This is a genomic window from Fructobacillus pseudoficulneus (assembly GCF_900108455.1).
In the GTDB taxonomy this organism is placed as follows: domain Bacteria; phylum Bacillota; class Bacilli; order Lactobacillales; family Lactobacillaceae; genus Fructobacillus; species Fructobacillus pseudoficulneus.
On sequence record NZ_FNWS01000002.1, the window covers coordinates 1 to 19,404 of the forward strand.

The 19,404-nt window shown below is 42.0% G+C and carries 18 protein-coding genes and 1 riboswitch; of the genes, 3 read left to right on the top strand and 15 right to left on the bottom strand.

Going from position 1 to position 19,404, the window contains the following annotated elements; genetic code table 11:
* Together BLW39_RS02085 and BLW39_RS02090 are read right to left on the bottom strand one after the other, a co-directional pair.
* On the bottom strand, window positions 1-1,296 hold a 1,296-nt coding region (locus BLW39_RS02085), incomplete at its 3' end, for a BspA family leucine-rich repeat surface protein (protein ID WP_143404246.1).
* A gap of 322 nt (window positions 1,297-1,618) precedes the next feature.
* Window positions 1,619-2,464: an alpha/beta hydrolase gene (locus BLW39_RS02090; RefSeq protein ID WP_242975629.1), complete on the bottom strand. Its 846-nt coding sequence runs from the start codon at window positions 2,462-2,464 to the stop codon at window positions 1,619-1,621.
* Between the two features lie 248 nt (window positions 2,465-2,712).
* On the opposite strand from BLW39_RS02090, the gene BLW39_RS02095 reads away from it, so the two are divergent.
* The gene (locus BLW39_RS02095) at window positions 2,713-4,398 is read left to right on the top strand and encodes a glycoside hydrolase family 13 protein (RefSeq protein WP_059376664.1); all 1,686 of its coding nucleotides are present in this window, start codon (window positions 2,713-2,715) and stop codon (window positions 4,396-4,398) included.
* Window positions 4,399-4,456: 58 nt separating this feature from the next.
* On the opposite strand, the gene BLW39_RS02100 is transcribed toward BLW39_RS02095, so the two are convergent.
* The 7 genes from BLW39_RS02100 to ulaG all read right to left on the bottom strand — a co-directional run bounded on the left by BLW39_RS02100 (window position 4,457) and on the right by ulaG (window position 12,072).
* Complete coding sequence (locus BLW39_RS02100; protein WP_059376667.1) at window positions 4,457-5,632, bottom strand: iron-containing alcohol dehydrogenase; 1,176 nt, start codon at window positions 5,630-5,632, stop codon at window positions 4,457-4,459.
* Window positions 5,633-5,802: 170 nt separating this feature from the next.
* On the bottom strand, window positions 5,803-7,221 hold the full coding sequence (locus BLW39_RS02105) for a PTS transporter subunit IIC (protein ID WP_059376672.1): 1,419 nt from the start codon (window positions 7,219-7,221) through the stop codon (window positions 5,803-5,805).
* A gap of 13 nt (window positions 7,222-7,234) precedes the next feature.
* Entirely contained in the window at window positions 7,235-8,740 is a 1,506-nt protein-coding gene (locus tag BLW39_RS02110) for an FGGY-family carbohydrate kinase (RefSeq protein WP_059376675.1), read from the bottom strand.
* Between the two features lie 14 nt (window positions 8,741-8,754).
* Window positions 8,755-9,453, bottom strand: a complete 699-nt coding sequence (gene araD, locus BLW39_RS02115) for an L-ribulose-5-phosphate 4-epimerase AraD (RefSeq protein ID WP_059376677.1) — start codon at window positions 9,451-9,453, stop codon at window positions 8,755-8,757.
* An 8-nt stretch (window positions 9,454-9,461) separates the two neighbouring features.
* Entirely contained in the window at window positions 9,462-10,343 is an 882-nt protein-coding gene (locus tag BLW39_RS02120; protein WP_059376679.1) for an L-ribulose-5-phosphate 3-epimerase, read from the bottom strand.
* Window positions 10,340-10,987 (bottom strand): 3-dehydro-L-gulonate-6-phosphate decarboxylase, encoded by a 648-nt coding sequence (locus BLW39_RS02125; RefSeq protein ID WP_059376682.1) that lies wholly within the window; start codon window positions 10,985-10,987, stop codon window positions 10,340-10,342. The genes BLW39_RS02120 and BLW39_RS02125 overlap by 4 nt, the downstream gene beginning before the upstream one ends.
* Window positions 10,988-10,998: 11 nt before the next feature.
* The gene (gene ulaG, locus BLW39_RS02130; RefSeq protein ID WP_059376683.1) at window positions 10,999-12,072 is read right to left on the bottom strand and encodes an L-ascorbate 6-phosphate lactonase; all 1,074 of its coding nucleotides are present in this window, start codon (window positions 12,070-12,072) and stop codon (window positions 10,999-11,001) included.
* Window positions 12,073-12,271: 199 nt separating this feature from the next.
* Between ulaG and BLW39_RS02135 the strand changes: the two genes are divergently transcribed.
* Window positions 12,272-13,732 carry a hypothetical protein gene (locus BLW39_RS02135; protein ID WP_059376684.1) on the top strand — a complete coding sequence of 487 codons (1,461 nt, stop codon included), beginning with the start codon at window positions 12,272-12,274 and terminating at the stop codon, window positions 13,730-13,732.
* 80 nt (window positions 13,733-13,812) lie between these two features.
* On the opposite strand, the gene BLW39_RS02140 is transcribed toward BLW39_RS02135, so the two are convergent.
* The 5 genes from BLW39_RS02140 to BLW39_RS02160 all read right to left on the bottom strand — a co-directional run bounded on the left by BLW39_RS02140 (window position 13,813) and on the right by BLW39_RS02160 (window position 17,182).
* A complete protein-coding gene (locus BLW39_RS02140) occupies window positions 13,813-14,205 on the bottom strand; it encodes a tautomerase family protein (RefSeq protein ID WP_059376688.1) in 393 nt (130 codons plus the stop codon).
* Window positions 14,206-14,282: 77 nt separating this feature from the next.
* Entirely contained in the window at window positions 14,283-15,071 is a 789-nt protein-coding gene (gene thiM, locus BLW39_RS02145; protein ID WP_059376694.1) for a hydroxyethylthiazole kinase, read from the bottom strand.
* Window positions 15,068-15,715 carry a thiamine phosphate synthase gene (thiE, locus tag BLW39_RS02150; RefSeq protein ID WP_059376702.1) on the bottom strand — a complete coding sequence of 216 codons (648 nt, stop codon included), beginning with the start codon at window positions 15,713-15,715 and terminating at the stop codon, window positions 15,068-15,070. Before thiE ends, thiM begins: the two co-directional genes overlap by 4 nt.
* Entirely contained in the window at window positions 15,712-16,533 is an 822-nt protein-coding gene (gene thiD, locus BLW39_RS02155) for a bifunctional hydroxymethylpyrimidine kinase/phosphomethylpyrimidine kinase (protein WP_059376708.1), read from the bottom strand. Before thiD ends, thiE begins: the two co-directional genes overlap by 4 nt.
* Complete coding sequence (locus BLW39_RS02160) at window positions 16,526-17,182, bottom strand: TenA family protein (protein ID WP_059376714.1); 657 nt, start codon at window positions 17,180-17,182, stop codon at window positions 16,526-16,528. The genes thiD and BLW39_RS02160 overlap by 8 nt, the downstream gene beginning before the upstream one ends.
* 124 nt (window positions 17,183-17,306) lie before the next feature.
* A riboswitch (TPP riboswitch) is annotated at window positions 17,307-17,395 on the bottom strand.
* Window positions 17,396-17,532: 137 nt separating this feature from the next.
* Here BLW39_RS02160 and BLW39_RS02165 point away from each other — a divergent pair.
* Window positions 17,533-17,991, top strand: a complete 459-nt coding sequence (locus BLW39_RS02165; protein ID WP_059376718.1) for a MarR family winged helix-turn-helix transcriptional regulator — start codon at window positions 17,533-17,535, stop codon at window positions 17,989-17,991.
* Window positions 17,992-18,036: 45 nt separating this feature from the next.
* On the opposite strand, the gene BLW39_RS02170 is transcribed toward BLW39_RS02165, so the two are convergent.
* Window positions 18,037-19,392, bottom strand: a complete 1,356-nt coding sequence (locus tag BLW39_RS02170; RefSeq protein WP_059376721.1) for an MFS transporter — start codon at window positions 19,390-19,392, stop codon at window positions 18,037-18,039.
* Between the last annotated feature and the right edge of the window lie 12 nt (window positions 19,393-19,404).

Here is a 19,404-nt window from a genome sequence, read left to right on the forward strand (position 1 = left end):
TGATGCGTTTACACTAGCTGTTGCTTGAGACAATGCATCATCAACAGCTTTTTCTTGATTATTTTTATCACTGTCTGACAACGTATTGTCATTGATAATACTCTGTTTAATTTTTTGTGCTTCGGTTTTTAATGAAGAGGTTGCTGTAGCTTTAAATACAACAATATTCGAAAAAACATAAACTTCCTCACTGTTGAAACCGTCATCATACCTTTTTTGCAATGAGGTACCGGAAAAATATTGCCCCTTTGGATCAGCAATAGTTCCACCAATAGAAGTGTCAACGGCTTGCAAAACATACGGTCCCATATCATTAAAACTATTTGAAAAACGGTTAGCCCCAACATTAAGAATGAATGTATCACCATTTCCAATGTTAGTAAATAAACCATTAGTCGTTGCATTATCCAGATTCCAGGAATGAATATCTAAACTAGATAAATTATAAGTATTTAAAAAAAGTTCATTCGCATTGGTAACAGTAGACACATTCCAATTATTTAAACCATCAATTTGTTTTACTCCTGAGTTGGCAAAAAGATCGTTCATGACGTGCACAGATTGTATTTTCCAATTAGAAAGATCAATGTTAAGCAAATCAGCAGTACCATCAAACATATGATCCATCACTTGAACTTTAGAAACATCCCAATTTTGAATGCTGGTAAGCGTTCTCACATTTGTATGAGCAAAAGCTCCCCACATAGATGTCATATTGCTAGTATTCCATTTTGACAAATCAATATTTTGAATACCAGTTCCTTGAAAGAAACCGCCAATATCAACAATATTTGACATATCCCAATTTTCAACGCCGCTCAAATCTGTTAACTTCGAGTCACCTAAAAACATGGCCCACATAACCCGAGTATTTGAAATGTCAACTTGATTCAGTCCGCTAATACTAGTTAGGTTGTGCAAATTAGCCATTAAATTATTAGAATCATATGGAAATGATATCCCGTTAGAAAAAACAATTTTAGTAATACTATCTGAAGTAATACCAGACATCCTGTAAATTGGTTCACTTAATTGTCCCGCACCAAAAGTTAGCGTCCCAGTTTCAGAATCAAAACTCCAACTTGCTGTTCCATTAACTCCCGATTCTAAAGTCTGACCTAAAGAAGAATTATCAACTGATACACTTTGACCCGTGGCGGCATTTACATCTTGGCCCCCTTCAATAATCATACCCGAAATAAAACAAGTAGTTAAAGAGAACATTAACCACGTACTTCCAACTTTTCGTGTAAATTTGTTTTCTCTATCTCGCTGAAATAACACAACAGATTTCATACATTCCCCCCTAATGCGTATATTTCTATCATTTCATAAATATCACCAATAATTTTACAATATCAAATCAATTATGACAACGCTTGATTACAATAAGCGTCTTTCTAGCCAGCATTGATCTGTCTTTAAGCTAAATGGTTTTCATCTGAGTTAGTGCTCTTAAAATTTGAATTTCTTGTTCACCTTTATTGACTTGAATTCCCAATTCGGAATATTGACGATATCTCTAACAAGCGAAGCACCTTCCTTTCACTTTTGGAAAATGTATCAAAAAATGCGACCTGATTTTCACTGAAAATTTAGGTCAATGCGTTAGTTTATATCAACTTTGCAAGAACTGCACAATGTCCTGATCAACCGTCTTATTTTCATGCAGCTGCGAGTGCTGGCCACCCTTACCAGTAATCAACTTTTCCTGATACGTACTTGGTTGGCGAACAAAGTACTTCAAGGCCTTTGAAGAGTTATTATAAACGGTTGTGTCCGATTGCGAACCACCCGTTGAATTACCAAAGATGTTCAGTACCTTAGTGTTATGGGTCTGATAATAAGTCGTTAGTCCCTGTAAGCGGTTAAAGATTTCCATCTTTTGCGCCGGCTCACCTTGGGCATTAAGTGGTGAATTTGAGGCTGGATTGGCCAAAATCAAACCATTATAGGTACCCGCAATTGAAATTTGTCGGACTACCTTTGGCAAATTAGGATTTTTATCGGCTTCTTTCATCAAGTAGTAAGACACGGCCATATTGCCCATTGAGTGGCCAATTAAATTAACCGAGCGAATGCCCTGCTGGTCAAGTTTAGTCATGATTGTCGCCACCCAGCCGGCTGTTTGGTCGAAGTCTTGGTTGCGGTTATTATTAAACTGAACCAAAATGATTGGATTTTTATCGCCAGGCGCAATCGTTTTATCCATCGTAACACTACCATCCTTAGCCACTGTCACATTAATTCGACGGTTTGAATAGCCGTGTTCAACCAAATACTGTGCCATTGATTTTTCAGCATTGCGGCTCGATCCATAGCCGTGCATAAAGACGGTTGCCTCTTCAGGCCTTTGCCCCTCCTGCTTTGATAGTGTTGGTGCCATCTTTGCGCCAACATAGTAAAAGGCAGCACCGATTGCAATCAACGCGATTAAAGTAACCAAGAACCATTTTCTTTTCACTGACTTTGCCCCTTTCAAGACAACTTTGTAATATTTATCTCTGATTATAACGCTCTGTGACCATAAAGTTAACCAAGTAGCCTCCTACAAATGAGGACCAATACGACAGCGTTACTTTGCAGCTGCTAAAATAAAAAACAATCCTCATTTTAAATTGCTCAGTCCCTTTACCCATTCCAATCTTTTCTTTATAATGGCGGGTAAGTAAAATTTTTTTTGGTTGAAGACATGTAACTGGAGGTTTTTTCATGACAACTACGGACATCAAATGGTGGCAAAAAGCAGTTGTTTACCAAGTCTATCCAAGGTCTTTCCAGGATAGCAACGGCGACGGAATTGGTGATTTAAAAGGAATTGAAAATCGCCTGGACTATATTCAGGAACTGGGTGCCGATGTAATTTGGCTGAACCCCATTTATCAATCGCCCGACAAAGATAACGGTTATGATATTTCAGATTATGATGCTATTAATCCCGACTTTGGAACAATGGCCGATTTTGATTCCCTTTTGGCTGCTGCCCATGCTCGCGGCATCAAAATTGTGATGGACCTTGTGGTCAATCACTCATCTGACCAACACCAATGGTTTATTGAAAGCCGATCAGGCAAGGATAATCCTAAGCGCGACTTTTACATTTGGCGCGACCCCATTGATGGACACGAACCCAACAACTGGTCTTCGTTCTTTTCTGGTTCAGCATGGAAGTATGACGAAGCAAGCGGTCAGTACTACCTGCACCTTTTCGTCGATGGTCAACCCGACCTCAATTGGGAAAACGAAGAATTACGTGAACAAGTTTACCAAATGATGAACCGCTGGGTCGACAAAGGTATCGATGGTTTCCGAATGGATGTCATCTCAATGATTTCAAAGCCCGACGGGCTGCCAGATGCTCCTTTGCCCGAAGGAAACACCTATGCCATCCCGGTTTCTTTGACCGCTAACGGCCCTCGTGTTCATGATTATTTGAAAGAAATGCGTCAAAAAGTCTTGGATAACGGCGACTTAATGACGGTTGGTGAGACATCAGGTGTTGATATCGAAAACGCTCGAAAATATGCCGGTGTTGATGGTAGCGAATTAAACATGGTCTTTCAGTTTGAGCACATGGGCTTGGATGACAATGATAATCCTGCCCTTGGAAAGTGGAATAACCAACCCGTATCACTGCTAAAGCTCAAGGAAAATTTGAGCAAGTGGCAAACCGAACTCGAGGGTAATAGTTGGAACTCACTATACTGGGACAACCACGACCAACCACGTATCGTGAGTCGCTTTGGTAATGACTCATCTGAATACCGAGTTGTTTCAGCGAAAATGTTGGCAACCCTCCTGCACTTTATGCAGGGAACGCCTTACATTTACCAGGGAGAAGAATTGGGGATGACCAATGCTTATAACCTTGGTTGGGATGACTTTGATGACGTTGAAATCATCAACGGCCGGGATTTTGTTGTGAACCGTGAAAAGCTAGCAGATGATGCAACCATGCTTGACTATGTTCACTACAAGGGACGCGATAACGCCCGGACTCCAATGCACTGGACGGCTGGACCAAATGCTGGTTTTACCACCGGACAACCATGGCTAAAGCTCAATGATAACTTCCCTGAAATCAACGTGGAAGAATCACTAGCAGATCCAAATTCCGTCTTTCATCACTATCAGAAACTTATTCGCTTCCGTCATGAAATGCCAATCATCACAACGGGTCATTATGAATTGTTGGACCCAAATGATGACCAGGTTTATGCCTATAAGCGAATCGGTGACGAAGAAGAGCTATTAATCATTAATAACTTCACTGCCGAACCAGTTCAACGTAACTATGATTTCCCGGCTAATGCTGATTTATTGATTAGTAACTATCATGACGATCAAGGAACCAAGCTTCGCCCTTACGAATCTAAGGTCTATCACTATCATCCATAATTAATCATAAAAAAGGCTGAACACCCTACTGGTGTTCAGCCCTTTTATTTTGAATTTTTTATTTCATTGATGCTTCTAATAAGGAAACTACATCCTTTTCCGTCATCGTCACAAAGGCTTTTTGATCAAGCTTGTTAACTTTGACTGCGCTGGCAGCCATTGCGGCAAAGTTTTCGTCCGTTTCGATGTCAACACCAGGTAAGGTCGTAGGAACTTCTAAACTGGCTAACCATTCACGTGTCTTGGCGATGGCTTCTTTAGCAATCAAGTCGTCATCGTCACCAGTTATATTCCAGACATTTCGACCAAATGATACAAACCATGGACGAGTTGCTTCTGAATAGACAAAGTCCATCCAATGTGGCGTCAAAATTCCCAAGCCAACACCATGGGTAATATCATAATAAGCAGACAATTCGTGCTCGATTGGATGAACCGTCCATGAATTGACATTACCCGTTCGTGGCAAGCCATTCAAAGCCATCGTTGAAGCCCACATTAAGTTAGCCCGAGCATCGTAATTTTCAGGGTCCTTTAATGCGACTGGCGCCCACTTAATCACTGCCCGCATAATTCCTTCAATCAAACCATTACGAACATCATTTTCGTAACCTTTTTGGTCAAAATATTGTTCCGTCAAATGGCTAAAGATATCAATTGATCCTGCGGCGGTTTGCCACTTTGAAACCGTATAGGTCAAGCTTGGATCTAGGAAAGATACAGCCGGTGTATTTGGTCCACCAGTACCTAATTTTTGGGTCGTTTCTGGGTTAGAAATAACAGAACCAGTGTTCATTTCGGTTCCAGTCGCTGACAAAGTCAAAATATCCACAATTGGTAATTGATCAATAGCAAAGCGCTTTTTTGAATCCAGCACCAAGTCCCAAGGGTCTCCCTCATAGAATTTAGCAGATGCAATCACCTTTGACGCATCAATCACTGAGCCACCACCAACAGCTAAGATAACGTCAATATCGTTTTCTTTAACTAGTTTTTGTCCTTCACGGACCGAAGCAATTTTTGGATTAGGTTCAATGCCGGCGAGTTCCGTCACCTGCAAACCGGGTAATGCTTTCATCACACGGTCATACAATCCTGATTTCTTAATGGATCCACCACCATACGTCAACAACACCCTATTACCAAATTGAGAAACCGCATCCTTCAATTCTTGATCGAATCGGTCTTTTCCAAAACGAATATCCGTTGTGTTGTGAAAAGTAAAGTTTTCCATGTTTGCATATGCTCCTTTTTAAATAGACAAGCAGACCGTTTACTAATTAATCGATCTTTTTCTTCATTGTGAAGAGCCTTCAACGTTTTGGCGTCTATTATAGGAGAACCTCATCTCTCTGTCAATCACTAATAGACCATTTGAATTGCTTTTGTAAAGATAGATAGCCTTTATCTTTCAATCATTAGATTTTTGTCAGACATTTTCTTTAAATAAGCCCATATTTGGTCACGGTATAACCGTAAAAATACCCAGGCAAACAGGTAAATTGCTACAATCGACGCTAACACAAAATAATTACCTGAAATCCAGCCCGCAAAAATCAAAGCAGTTAATGGCCGAGCCATGACATTATATGAAACAACCAATGTTAAACTTCCCGCTGCTACAATGCCATAGTGACTTAATGCTAGTGTGTACATCGGTGCCATATACGATCCAGCATACAAACCAGCGCTAAACCAGACAAAACCAGTAGCAATCACCTTCGTCATATTCCCGTTATGAATCGCCACAATCGATTCCAGCATAAACGGCAAGGCAATTAAATCGACAATTGGTAACATCTTATTACCAGGTAAAACCATTGCGACCACCAACATAATTGGCATCAGTATCATCCCAGAAATTAATGTCGCACTTTCTCCATACCCAAGGCCATCATCAACGGCAATAAACCAAGTTTTAACTGAATTACTGTGACCTTTTTCAGCTAATTTTGCTTGATATCGTTCAGCAATTTCCGTCGTTAATGGCCGAAAGGCTTGGCCAAAGAGCTTCGCAATCATTGGGAAGATGGTCATCACTGTCCCTAACTGAACCGCAAAAGATAGCATTTTACCCCAGCCACTTAGCTGGTTTAAATGTGAAAAGTTCGCTAGAAAACCTAAAATCAATCCGAGTAGAACACCGATAATCGTTGACTCCCCTAAGAGTCCCAAGCGTTCCTTTAATTGCTTTGGTGTTAGCGCCACTCGGTTGAGTTTTAATCGATTCCACAGCGGATCAAGCAATAGAGCCGGCACGACGTTTTCAATATTATGCATGGAAGCAGTGGTCCCATTTGGCACCCGGTAGTAGCTTGCATAGCGGTCAGCATGGATTTCTGCCAATAACAAGGCCACCATCATCAAAAATAGCGACAAAGAAAACGACAAGTAGAAATTATTAGTCACAATATATGCTACCGAGCCCCACACCATAAAGCCCCAATTTTGCCAAAGATTCGTCGCGAAAAAGACCTTGGTATAGCCGATAAAGAAAAGAATCACTTCGACAATCAAGCCAATCAGGAAAAAGCTAATGCCAACAGGCGATTTAAAGGCTATTAATGGCGCTGTTTGCCAACCAGTATCCGCCACCGGTAAGTTTAGACCGGTACTGGCAATTAATTGGTGAATAACTTGAGTCACTTCCGGAGTAAAAGCTGAGATCAACCAACCAAAACCAGTCAAAGCCACACCCGCTAGCAATCCTGACATAACGGCCGTCTTTAACCTCACTCTGAGTGCCAGTGCTACCATAAAAATAACGATTGGAATGATCACACTATGACCCAAAACGGTCACAACATCCATAAACACTTTCATGTTTTCCTCCTAACTAGGCCAATTCACAAGCATCTTTGTAATAGCCTGCGGCCGTCCCCTTTAACGTTTCATATAGGGTCTGGTTACGACGATCAAAATCTAAAAATCGATCAACATTCTCTGGATTAGGTTGATAAATTTTTTCTTCAGATTGCGATAAAGCCTGAACCGCCGCCTCAAAGCTTGGATAAATTTGTTGCTGAACTAAAACTGATATTAAGGCACCAAAACCAGTCGATTCAACGGAGTTAGTCTTATTAACTGTTAAATTATAAGCGTCTGCTTGCATTTGATTCATTACCGTTGAATTCGTTAAACCACCCGAAATGGTCACCATTCCGATTGGCCCCAAGCTTTTAAAAATCCCAAGACCTTTATTGATTTCGACAAATAAACTAGCCATTAAGGCATACAGCATATCTTTACGCTGTGTTGATAAGCCTATATTTGAAAAGGCAGATCGGATATTGGTGTCATACTGCCCAATTGAACGTCCCTTGTGAAAAGGTAAAACTGAGAGATTAATTACCTGACCGTAGCAGGTTCTTAAATCATCATCCAGTTCTTGATATTGATTGTTAGACCCACTATAAAAATTATCCAAAAACCAATTTAAAATAGCAGAACAAGCCAACAAATCAATTTCTAAAATATACTTGTCGGGATGTGCTGACTTATTATAGATAATTCGTTCATCCAATTGCTTTGGTAAGGCATCGCTATTTTTAATTAAGTACCCACCTGTTCCGGTATTAATTGAAATTTCATCGTTTTTGACAATCCCCGCTCCCAGGGCTGCGCACTGCTGGTCGCCCCCTGCTGAAATCACCGGAATGCCCGCCGGCAAGCCCGTCAATTCACTATACTCGGTGGTAATGACACCACAAACCGACCCCGGTTGAATTAACTCAGGCATTTTTTCGACGTCTAAGCCCAAAATTTGAAACAAATCTTTATCCCAAGTCAGTTCATGAATATTCATCAGATTCGTCCGCGAACCATAAGTCGTATCCGTTACATAGCGCCCCGTCATCTGATAAGACAAATAGGATGGGATGTTTAAAAAGTAATCTGTCGCCACATACTTTTCTGGTTGATGATGCTTCAGCCAAGCCATCTTTGCGCCCAAATAAACTGCATTCAACTTTGATCCTGAATGTTGTAAGAAGACCTGATCATAATCACGGTACCGATCTAAAATTCGATTCACTCGCGTATCTTGCCACATAATCGCATCAGTAATTGCCTGTCCGTTCTTTGTTGGAATCAAAGACGACCGTTGCGAAGTCATCGAAACTGCAATAATCTCACTTCCAGTTTGTTGAGCAAAATCAACCGCCTGTCGAATTACCTGTTGGCACAGATTCGTAAAAGTTGCCGGGCTTTGAGTAACCGAACCGTCTTGCGCATAATCAGGCCGGTACGCTTCACTAAATTTAGCCAAGAGTTCTCCATTTTGGGTGTATGACAAAGACCGAATGCTTGAGGTACCAATATCAATGATTAAATATATTTTCATCGCTATACTCCCGTTTAAGCTTGCCCATAATATGCAGTTTTTCCGTGTTTTCGCTGATAATGTTTATCTAACAAATGTTGCGGTAAATGAATATCAGCATGGGTTAATTGCATTGCACGATGAGTAATTTCGGCTGTTACTTCTAATACTTTAGCGTGGTAAACGGATTCACCAGCATCCTTACCCCAGGTAAAAGGACCATGTTGTGCCATCAGTGCAGCAGAAGTCGTCAAATGATTGATTCCACGTTCGGCAAAGGTGCGCACAATCGCCTTTCCCGTATTCTGCTCATAATTTTCAGTCAGTTCTTTTGCCGTTAATGTTGGTACGCAAGGAACATCCCCAAAAAATGTATCTGCATGAGTTGTCGACACAACTGGCACATCTAAGCCAGCCGCTGCATATGCCACTGCCCAGGATGAGTGGGTGTGAGTAATGCCCCCAATTCCCGAAAAATGCTGATAGAGGTAGGCATGGGTTGGAGCATCCGTCGATGGTTTTAATTCCCCCTCAACAACATTGCCAGATAAATCAAGTACAACCAAGTTTGCTGGCGTTAACTGCTCATAAGATAGACCAGATGGTTTAATCACAAATAATTGGGATTGTGCATCATAGCCGGAAACATTACCCCAGGTGAACGAAACTAGTCCTAACTCTGGCAAAGCCATATTGGCCTGATAGACTTCTAATCTTAATTTTTCTAATAACATAATTCTTCTCAACTTACTGTGATTTCATAACCAGCTGCTTCTAGCTTCTCCGTGACAAAATCTTTGGCTAACTGTAATTTTTTTAGGCAATCAACGGCCCTTTCTGTCCAAAGCTCAATCGTAAACGTTCCCTGATAACCAGACCGATACAAAACATTGAACAAATAATCAAAGTTCACAGTTCCTTCACCAAGGCTGACATCCTTAAAGACCCCTGGAAAATCGTTTGTGACAGGCTTCGTATCTTTTACATGGATTGCTGCGATAATCTCTTGATTAGCCTTTAAATCAACCGCAACCAGCTTAGGATTGTTCCCCTGCCATGCCGTTAAGTTACCCAGGTCTGCATAAGCTGCCAACCATGGTGATTTGATTACCATTTTCAGTTCGGCAACCTTTTGAACCGTGTTAATGAACTTATCGTCCATCGTTTCAACAGTTACCATGACTTGTTCGCGCGCTGCAAATTGAGTAATCCGTTCGAGATTTTGATAAAAACGATTTGGTCCACCTGAAGATTTAGGTAAGTAATATTCATCATAACCCGCTAGTTGGACAGTCCCGCAACCCAGATTTTTAGCTAAAATAATAGCCTGTCGCGCCATGCCATAAGCTAATCGATAGATGCCTGGGTCTGCTGATCCCAGTGGGTACTTTCTTAATGCCGAAAGCATAATTGTTTTAATTTGAATATCAAACCGTTGACTAATTTCTCGTAATTGTTGGCTCTCTTCTTTTGTCCACTCTAACCGCTGAATTCGTTCATCACTTTCATCAATGGATAATTCAATAAATGAAAAGCCCAACGACTTAACCAATTGGAACTTTTCTTCCCAAGAAAATTCAGCTGGTAAGGCTTTTTCATTAATTCCTAAACGAACCTTTTTCAAACATTTGTCCCCCAGTGCTCAATAATTTTATCTTGAAAAGCTTGGGCTGCCGCTCTCACATCAGAATTCCCCGTAATTGCCCGTCCAGCAATAAATGTTTCGACGGCTAAACCGGCAAATAGTGGTATCGTCTTTAAAGTCAGTCCACCGGTTACTGAAACCTTAAAGCCCATTTCAATCAATTGCCGAACGGTGGTTAGGTCTTGTTCGCCCCAACTCTTACCCGCTAATAAAGCATCGCGACTTTGGTGATAGATAACCTGATCAATGCCTAATTCAAGCCATTTAGCCGCTCGTTTAAAATCCCAAGCTGAATAAAGTTCCACTTGAATGCCAAGCATCACCTTTTTGGCGGCTTGCATCGTGGCTTGAGTAGCTGAATCAATGACCGTCATCAGATCAGCACCAGCTTTACTAGAATTTTCAGCCACCGTTGTACCGGCATCGGCACATTTCGTATCCGAGACAATCATTTTATCTGGTAGCATTTTCCGCATCGTTTGTATGGCTAATTGACCTGCTTGTAATTCAAGAATGGTACCGACCTCGACAATATCAACGATGGGGCCAGCTAGATGGGCAACAGCAACTGCTTCTGGCAGGCTATTTTGATCTAATGCCAGCTGTAATTTTGGTTTTTTCATGACTGGACTCCTTACAAAAATGATGGGAATGGTAGATCATTATTATTCAAAAAAGCATCGTCAAAGCCACGATCATGGTGATAACGGAACTTATGACTATCTTGTGGGTAAGTATATTCATCACCAACCCGCCAAATAAAAGGATGAAAACTGTACTGTAAAATTTCTTGTTTCATCCGCCACAACGTCATAATTTCCTGTGGATCAGCAGCAAAATTAGTCCAAATATCATAATGAACAGGAATTACTACCTTCGCCTTCAAATCTTCAGCCGACCGTAAGACGTCAATTGAAGTCATTTTATCCGTCAGTCCACGAGGATTTTCGCCATAATTAATGACTTCGACATCGATTTGATTTTCATTACCGTGCTTCGTAAACAAATTAGACATGTGAGAGTCCGCACCGTGATAAAGGTTGCCGCCAGAAGTTTGAACCAAAAAATTCACCGCTAAATCATTCATATCTGGTGGCATTTTCCCCTTTAGCTGAACGTCTTCAGCAACCGTTAAAAGGGCCGTGCGATCAAAAGCCTCCAAGGCCTTAATTTTGACAGACTTAACAACCACCTCATCACCTGGCTGAACAACAATGGTCCGTTTTTTCGGTACGCCCCATTTAATCCACGTCTTCACGACGTCCTTTGGACCAATGAACTTGGTATCCGGACCGGAATTTTCCATCACTGCCGCGGCTGTATGAATATCCAGGTGGTCTGAGTGAATGTGCGAAACCAGTAAGGCATCCACGTCTTTCATTTGATACGGGTCAATCACAAAGGGTTGTTGACGAAGATTGGGTTGCAGTGCCTTTACGCCAGACATTCGCATCATCTGGTGCCCTTTCTTCATCAAACCATCCCCATGGCTTTGCTTTCCCGTACCATTCCACAAATCAATTAGAATATTGGTCCCTTCATGTGTCTTTAGCCAAATTCCTGTGTTACCAAGCCACCACATTTTAAAATTCTTGGCCGGTACCTGGGCGGCTGCGATTGCTTCATTGAGCCACGTTCCCCACTCGGGAAAAGTGCTTTCAATCCAATTTTCTCGAGTTGCTTCTTTAATTGTCTTTGCTTTTGCCATTATCTTTCCTTTCTAATCAGGGTTGCTAACTCATCCACCAACCTTCTTTACCCGTATTATTTGAGAAAAGTCAGACAGAAAAAAGCCCCACTTTGAAAATCAAAAATTTCAAAGTGAGGCCTGTTATTTATGCCAAAACCCTAGTCAAAGGAAAAAACATTCAGTATGATAAGCGAAAATTACCAAAGGACAAAGGCTAATGGCAATCATTTCTGATAAGGACTTCATTCGTTACCTAAGCCAGCAACGAAAGCTTAGCAAAATCAACGACCTAGCCCAGCAATTTCTCCTTCATCCAATCCATATTTATCGACTTCTTCAGATGGTCAACCAAGATCTGAAACGAGCCGGGTTACCACCCTTGTTGGTTCAACGAAGCATTTCCAGCAATCAGGCTCATTTTTTAGCAGTTGCCAGTCAAAACTGGTCACTTGGCTTCTCCTGGTCAGCCCAAGAACGACGGCAAATGCTTGATTTATTAATGACCCTCCCCCTTCAGCGTTGGACTAGTCAATTACTACAAGAATTTTTCACCGTTTCTAAGAATACGATTACCCGGGACTTAGCCGAACTAAAAAAGCAAAACCACTTTCCCTTGCGGTTCTCACAGCAATGGGGCTACTTCTTTGCGGCGAGTCATTATCACCAATTGATTCATGGTTTTAACTTGATCTACCGGTTACAAGAACAACAACTAGCAATTTTATTAGAACTAACTGGATACTCCTTGCGAAGACTTCACCATGACCAAAATCACCTAACAAACCTTTATCAAGAGCAACTTGGTAAAAACATCTGTTTCCAGCATAGCCAGGCGCTACTGCTCTTTACCTCACTGATGACTAAAAGCCAAGAATGGCTGCAAAAAAATCCAACTTACAAAACTAGCCCCTTCTTTTCAACAACAGACCAGCAATTGCTTCGTGACCGGCGTGAATATCATATTTTAGCCTCGTTTCTACAAAATAAGTTTCCAAAACTAACTGGGCAGCAAAAAGAGAATATTCACCTGATTTTAACCCTACAGTTACTCAGCTTTGCCAAAGAGCTCGACCAAAAAGCAAGAGCGGCCACCTTCAAAGACCTCCTCCAAATTAGTCAGTCCATCAGCACCGGCATCATCCCCAAAATTGGCCTCAGCAAAATGGAGCAAAATCGAGTCAATACTAACAAGCTCGTTCAAGCAATACAAACACAGCTAAAACCGTTCTGGTTCGTGAACCACTTTGCTGCTGACAACCATTATTTATACTTACTGCCCCAGCCTAAAATTGAAAATATTCTTCAACAATTATTGCAACAAGAACCACTAAAAACAAAAGTTGATCAACACTTTCCCTTAGGGCTTACTAATGATCAAGTTCGTATTTTGGCCATAATTATCAGCCACCACCAAAACATGGCAAAAATTAAACCAACCCTCAAAATTCTCTTTGAAACGAACTTACCGATTTACAGTCGGCAATTAATCATTGATTTTATCAATGGCTTACCGATTACCTGTCAAATTACCGTTCGTGTTATCAGCCCCCAAAATCAGCTTACCGATATTACCGAAGGTTTTGACCTCTTAATTACCGAAAAGACCAAATCGACTGCAGCCATCCCCCCTCTATCACCTACCAGAACAACTATCAAAACAAAATTTAATCGCCCTTAAGAACATCCTCATCCCACCTGATTAAGTAAAAATGCATAAAAAAAGACCCGCACAAATTGATTGTGCGAGTACTTTTAATTTTACAAATCACCATTCAAGAAATGGTTCTTACCTTCACCAAATGACCAGTCTTCCGCATGATTTTCCATAAAGGAAATAATCACGTCTTCTTGACGGACGCCATCTTTGTCAGCCAAAGTTTCAACCAAAAGCTTGGTAAAAGCCTTCTTGTTCTTGACTGAACGTGGCGTTGACAAGATGGTAAAGAACAAAACTTTTTCTGAGCGTTCATAACCGAGGCCAACATCTTGGAAGTTAATTTCATAATCTTCGTGTTGGGTCACGATTTGGTAGCGATCACGGTCTGGTAAGAGCAAAGTTTCCTTCGCAACATCAAAACTGTGTTGCATGATGTCTTTAATCGCTGCTGGTTCGTATTGTCCCTTAATCAAATCAATTTTCATCAATGGCATTGTCATTCTCCTGTTAGTGCGGTTTATAAGGATAATCCTAGCACAAAATCTGACTGGCGACAATCACGCAAACGGCTTTAAAGCTGGTTAAACTTAATTTGTCCCTGTAGTTCTTCATCTGTTAAATTAGCCAAATGATCCAGCATTTTATTCAAGAAGTCGGCTGGTCCAGCGACACCGTCTGCTAAGGCTAATTCACCGGCAACTGGCAAGGCAGCAGTTGCATAGGCTAAGTCTGCTAAGTCCATACTTTGACTAGCGAAAGCCCCAAGCAAACCATCCAAGGCATCCCCCATACCAACGTTGGTTGCCAACATCTTCGCTGAATTTTCAACGCGATAAACGGCAGTACCATCCGAAATCAAATCCGCAACTCCGGTCGCAACGACAACGGCATTCAACCGTTGCGCTGCTTCCTGAACAATCGCTACCGGGTCAGAACTTCCTGAACCAGCGTCAATTCCATGACCATTCCAATCAAAGCCAGCTAGTGTAGCTACTTCGCCCAGGTTACCACGGACAATCGCGACATCCACTTTTTCCAGTAATTCTTGGGCTCGTTGGTGGCGGAGTGGTGTCGCACCAACTGCCACGGGATCAAAGACAACCGGAATTCCCAACTGGTTAGCAGTTTTGCCGGCATTAATCATCACTTGCTGTACGTTTTCTGATGTCGACCCCAAGTTCAAAGTCACCACGTTGGCGATTTGAGTCAAATCAGCCGCATCCAAGGGATCTTCTAACATAATTGGTGAAGCCCCAATATAGGCGATAGCGTTGGCCACTAACTGTGGGGTCACGCTGTTGGCCACGTTCAAAACAATCGGTTGATTGTCTCGCACTTGTTGAATCATTGAAAAAGTCATTTTTCTTCTCCCATTAAAATTTGAACACTTTGTGCAATATCAGCGCTGGCAGTAATGGCGGAAATCACCGCTACACCAGCAATTGGCGAACCAGCAAGAGTGACAACGTTGCCTGTTTGAATGCCACCAATCGCCACAATCGGCAAGTCTGTTTTAGCCGCTACTGAGGCAACACCAGCTGGTAAAATCGCCGCCTTCGCTTTTTCTTTCGTTGTTGTTGTATAAACTGGCCCAACGCCTAAATAATCAACAACTGCCAAATCTGCTTTGCTATTGGCTAATTCGTCCAAATCATGAACAGACAAACCAATCAGCAAATTTGGTGCAACCGCATGAATTTCTGTGACTGGCGTATCGCCTTGGCCAACATGAATACCATCAGCACCAATTGCTAAGGCTAGAGGCAAATCATCATCAACGTACAGCGGGACGCCGGCCGCTTCAGTAATTGACCGAATTTGCTGACCCAAAGCCACCGTTTGTGCCTGGTTCAACTTTGAGTGATCCTTTTCGCGATATTGGACCGCCGTCACACCAGCCGCACATGCTTCTTGAACAATCCGCACAACTTCGGCTGGATTATCGTCAACATTTTGACTACCAATAACCAAGTAAACCCGTAATGATTCTGGCTGAAATTTCATTCTTCAGCCCCCTGTCCAGCCCAACGGCCGTGATTCAATGGGCCATGGCCGTGTCCCAATGGTAAGGGAATGCCAATGATAGTATTCATATAGCGATGGCCTTTGATGATAGCTGTCTTCAGATCGTCTCCCTGTGCCAAAAAAGAAGTAATGGCGGCTGACAAAGTATCTCCCGTACCATGTTTGCTACTGGTTTCAACCTTGGGTCCTTCCAACCAAAAACCTTCCTGGTCGGCCAACAGCACATAATCATAAATCACTGGACCGTCACCGTGTCCGCCCTTTACAATGACATTTGCGACACCAAGTTCCCGAATTTTCTTAGCAGCTTGAACCATTTCGTCACGGCTCGTAATGGTCATATCAGCCAGTAACTCGGCTTCAGGTAGGTTGGGAGTGACCAACGTTGCTAGTGGTAATAGTGATTGCTTGAGCGCTTCAATTCCGGCTGGATCCAAAAGCGTGGCCCCACCCTTGGCAACCATCACGGGATCCACTACCAAATTGGCCTGATTGTAATCACGAAGATTTTTCGCAACCTGCAAAACATGATCACGGTCAAAGAGTGCACCCGTCTTAGCAGCGCGTACATCAAAGTCTGCCATTACTGAGGCAAACTGTTCATCAATAACGGACAATTCAGTCGGATATGCCCCCTGAACGCCCAGCGTATTTTGAGCAGTCAGTCCAACGACTACAACCGTTGAAAAAGTTTCACAGGCTTGCATCGTTTTAATATCGGCTTGCATTCCTGCACCACCACCTGAATCAGAGCCAGCAATTGTTAAAGCGGTTGGATATTGGTGTGGATCAATCATGAACAACCTCCATTGCTTGTGCAAAGAATGCATTTTCAAACTTGGTCGACTTCAGAAAGGCTTGAAGGGCAGCCTCTTGAATGGCGGGACTAACCTTTTGTGCTTCTTGATCAAGAATGTCTAACGTCACTTTCGTCAAACCCCAATCAACACCACGGTAATAATCAACCCAGCCAACAAATGGATTATTTGCTGTCACCAAATTCTCTTGAATCATTAATTCGGCTAAATAGCCGTAATCAAAAGGACAAGCCGCTAAGGAAGCAAGTCCGACAAAAGGATTGGCATCAATGGCAGCTTCCATGTGCTGCAAATAAGCTTCCGTCACTGGCAAATTGGAATAGTCGCCTTCTTGAATGCTCTGGTCGTCGGTTTGAGCCAAGTCCAATAGCACATTGTGTGCCTCATATTCTTCAGGATCTTCACCAAACAAATCACCAATCGGCTGCTTCGTTAATGCTGTGTAGGCCCGTTCATATAAAGGCAAATAGCGGTCCAAATACCGGTGGTCTTGCTGAACATACGTCAACAATGCGTCTGGATACACTTCACCAGCCTCCATCGCCCGAATAAATGGGTTGGCAAAAAATGAATCCTTTTCTGTCTCCATCACTTCCACAAAATAGGCAGAAAATGGTTCTGTCGTCATAGTTGATTCCCCTCTACAATGGCAGCGATTTTGGGGCCGTTAACCGTGCAAATTTTTCAGCAAAATAAAAAGTCCTCAGACTGAGCTGAGGACTTTTGAACCATTGTAAAAGGCTTGCAAAATAAAATCCAGTTTAGAAGTTTCCTGCGACCGTATTAACGGCATCAGGTTCAATGGGTATAATCTCAGCTCAGGGCACCCCAACTTTATATTACAGAAATTATAGCATGAAAAGCGGCAAACGTGTCAGGATATTTTTCTTTTCCTAACTATTGTATTTGAAATTTAAATCAGTTATATTATAAGCATACTTATAAAACATTCCCCAATTAAATAATAGGAGTTGACCTATGAGCCCAGTAAAAAAATCATCTCTTGCCACCTACTTACAATCAACAAACCAAAATTTTTTCACCATTTATACGGACTGGTTCCGCCAAATGAAGTACCGTCTTCGCAGCCTCAATTTAACTCACCCACAGTTTCAAATTTTAGCGACTGTTTATGGTCTTAGCTTGAGCGAACCGGAAGTCACACAAATCATGGTTGCTAAAGCAGCCGATGTGGATGCGATGACAGCTTCATCAATTATCACGAAGCTCAGTCGTGATGATCTGTTAGACCGTTTCCCAGGGAAAAAGAGTCCGCGCTCAAAGGCACTGTCCCTTACGGAGGCTGGTGAACGTAAATTACAAGAGGCGCTCGATACAGTCAACACCTTTAATCAAGACTACTGGTCACAATTTGATCCAACACTTGTGGACCAAATGGCTGCTGTAATGCCAATTGTGAAAAGCCATCATTTTTAAACGCAGCTAAAAACCGCCCATAACAAGTTGGGCGGTTTTTATTTTTCACGCTTTACCTTGATTCGCCGCCATCTCAAGGCGTCGAATCTGCTGTTCTTTAAATACTAAGAAAACCAACAAGGTAATAGCAACTAAGGCTGCCAAGTAAATAATATAAGAACCAGCATTCCAGCCATAGAGCTGGACTAAATAACCAATCAAGGCTGTTGCGATTGTTTCACCAAAAATGTACTGAAAAAAGCCCATAAATCCTGTTGAAAGGCCAAGTGCATAATTTGGAACCGCTTCGTTCACCATTAGTCCAACCAAAGATAATGGTGTGTAAATCAAAGTTCCTAACAAAAAAAGCGCTAACATCAGCAACATTTGGTTGGTAGAGGTAAAGTAAACCGCCAAGCAAGCCAACATTCCCAGTGCCGATGCCAAGCAAATCAATGCTCGTCGACCATTTAAAAAGTCAGATAAAGCCCCCATTGCAATCACACCAGGAACAGCTGATAGCTCAAAAATACCAACAAACCACTTTGCCCAAGTAATACTAAAACCCTTCGTTGGTAAGTAAGAAGGAATCCAAGACAAAATGCCATAACGAACGATATAAATCGACATCGAAGTTAAGGTGACCATCCAAACAACTTTATTCAACAAGATACTTTGCACAAAAATTTCAGCAAAGCGAGCATCCGTAGTCGTTTGATTGGTTGTATGACCGCGATGATCAACTTCCACATAGCCTGAGTGAGAGGCAATATCAGGTAGTCCAACGCTTTCCGGCTTATCCGTATTAATCAAAAGCATTAGAGTGACAATCAGAGAAGAAATCACAGAAGAGACGACAAACACAGCCGTTAAGGAACCAGCATAGATAAAGGTTGCCAGCTGCACCGATGCTACACAAAGAAAGGCACCGGCATTATGAGCGGAAGCCCAAATTGAAAAAATTGACCCTCGATACCTTTTAGAAAACCAAATTGAGATCTGCCGCTGGCAGGCTGGTGCGCCCATCGCCTGTGTCATTGCAATGAGCAACATCAATACCAGAATTAAGGCAAAGTTTTGTGTAAAGCCAATTAATAAATTAAAAAAGGCAGATAGGTAAAGGCCAATCGCTAAAAAGAGTCGCGCGTTCATTCGGTCAACTAACGCCCCCATGAAAATTTTGGCAATACCATAACCAATTCCAAAAGTTGATAGAATCAGGCCAATTTGGCCGATACTAAAACCGTAGGCATTCATAATCGGCACCTGCTCCGTTGTAAAAACCAGCCGAATAATGTAATAGGCAATGTAGGTAAAACTAGTAGCTGCCAAGACACCGGCTTGGCGACGACGATAAGTGCTGTGTACTTTTTCAGTGCTTCGAACCTCTGGCCGAATGCCCTGTTTCATAAATCCAAACATAGCATTTCCTTT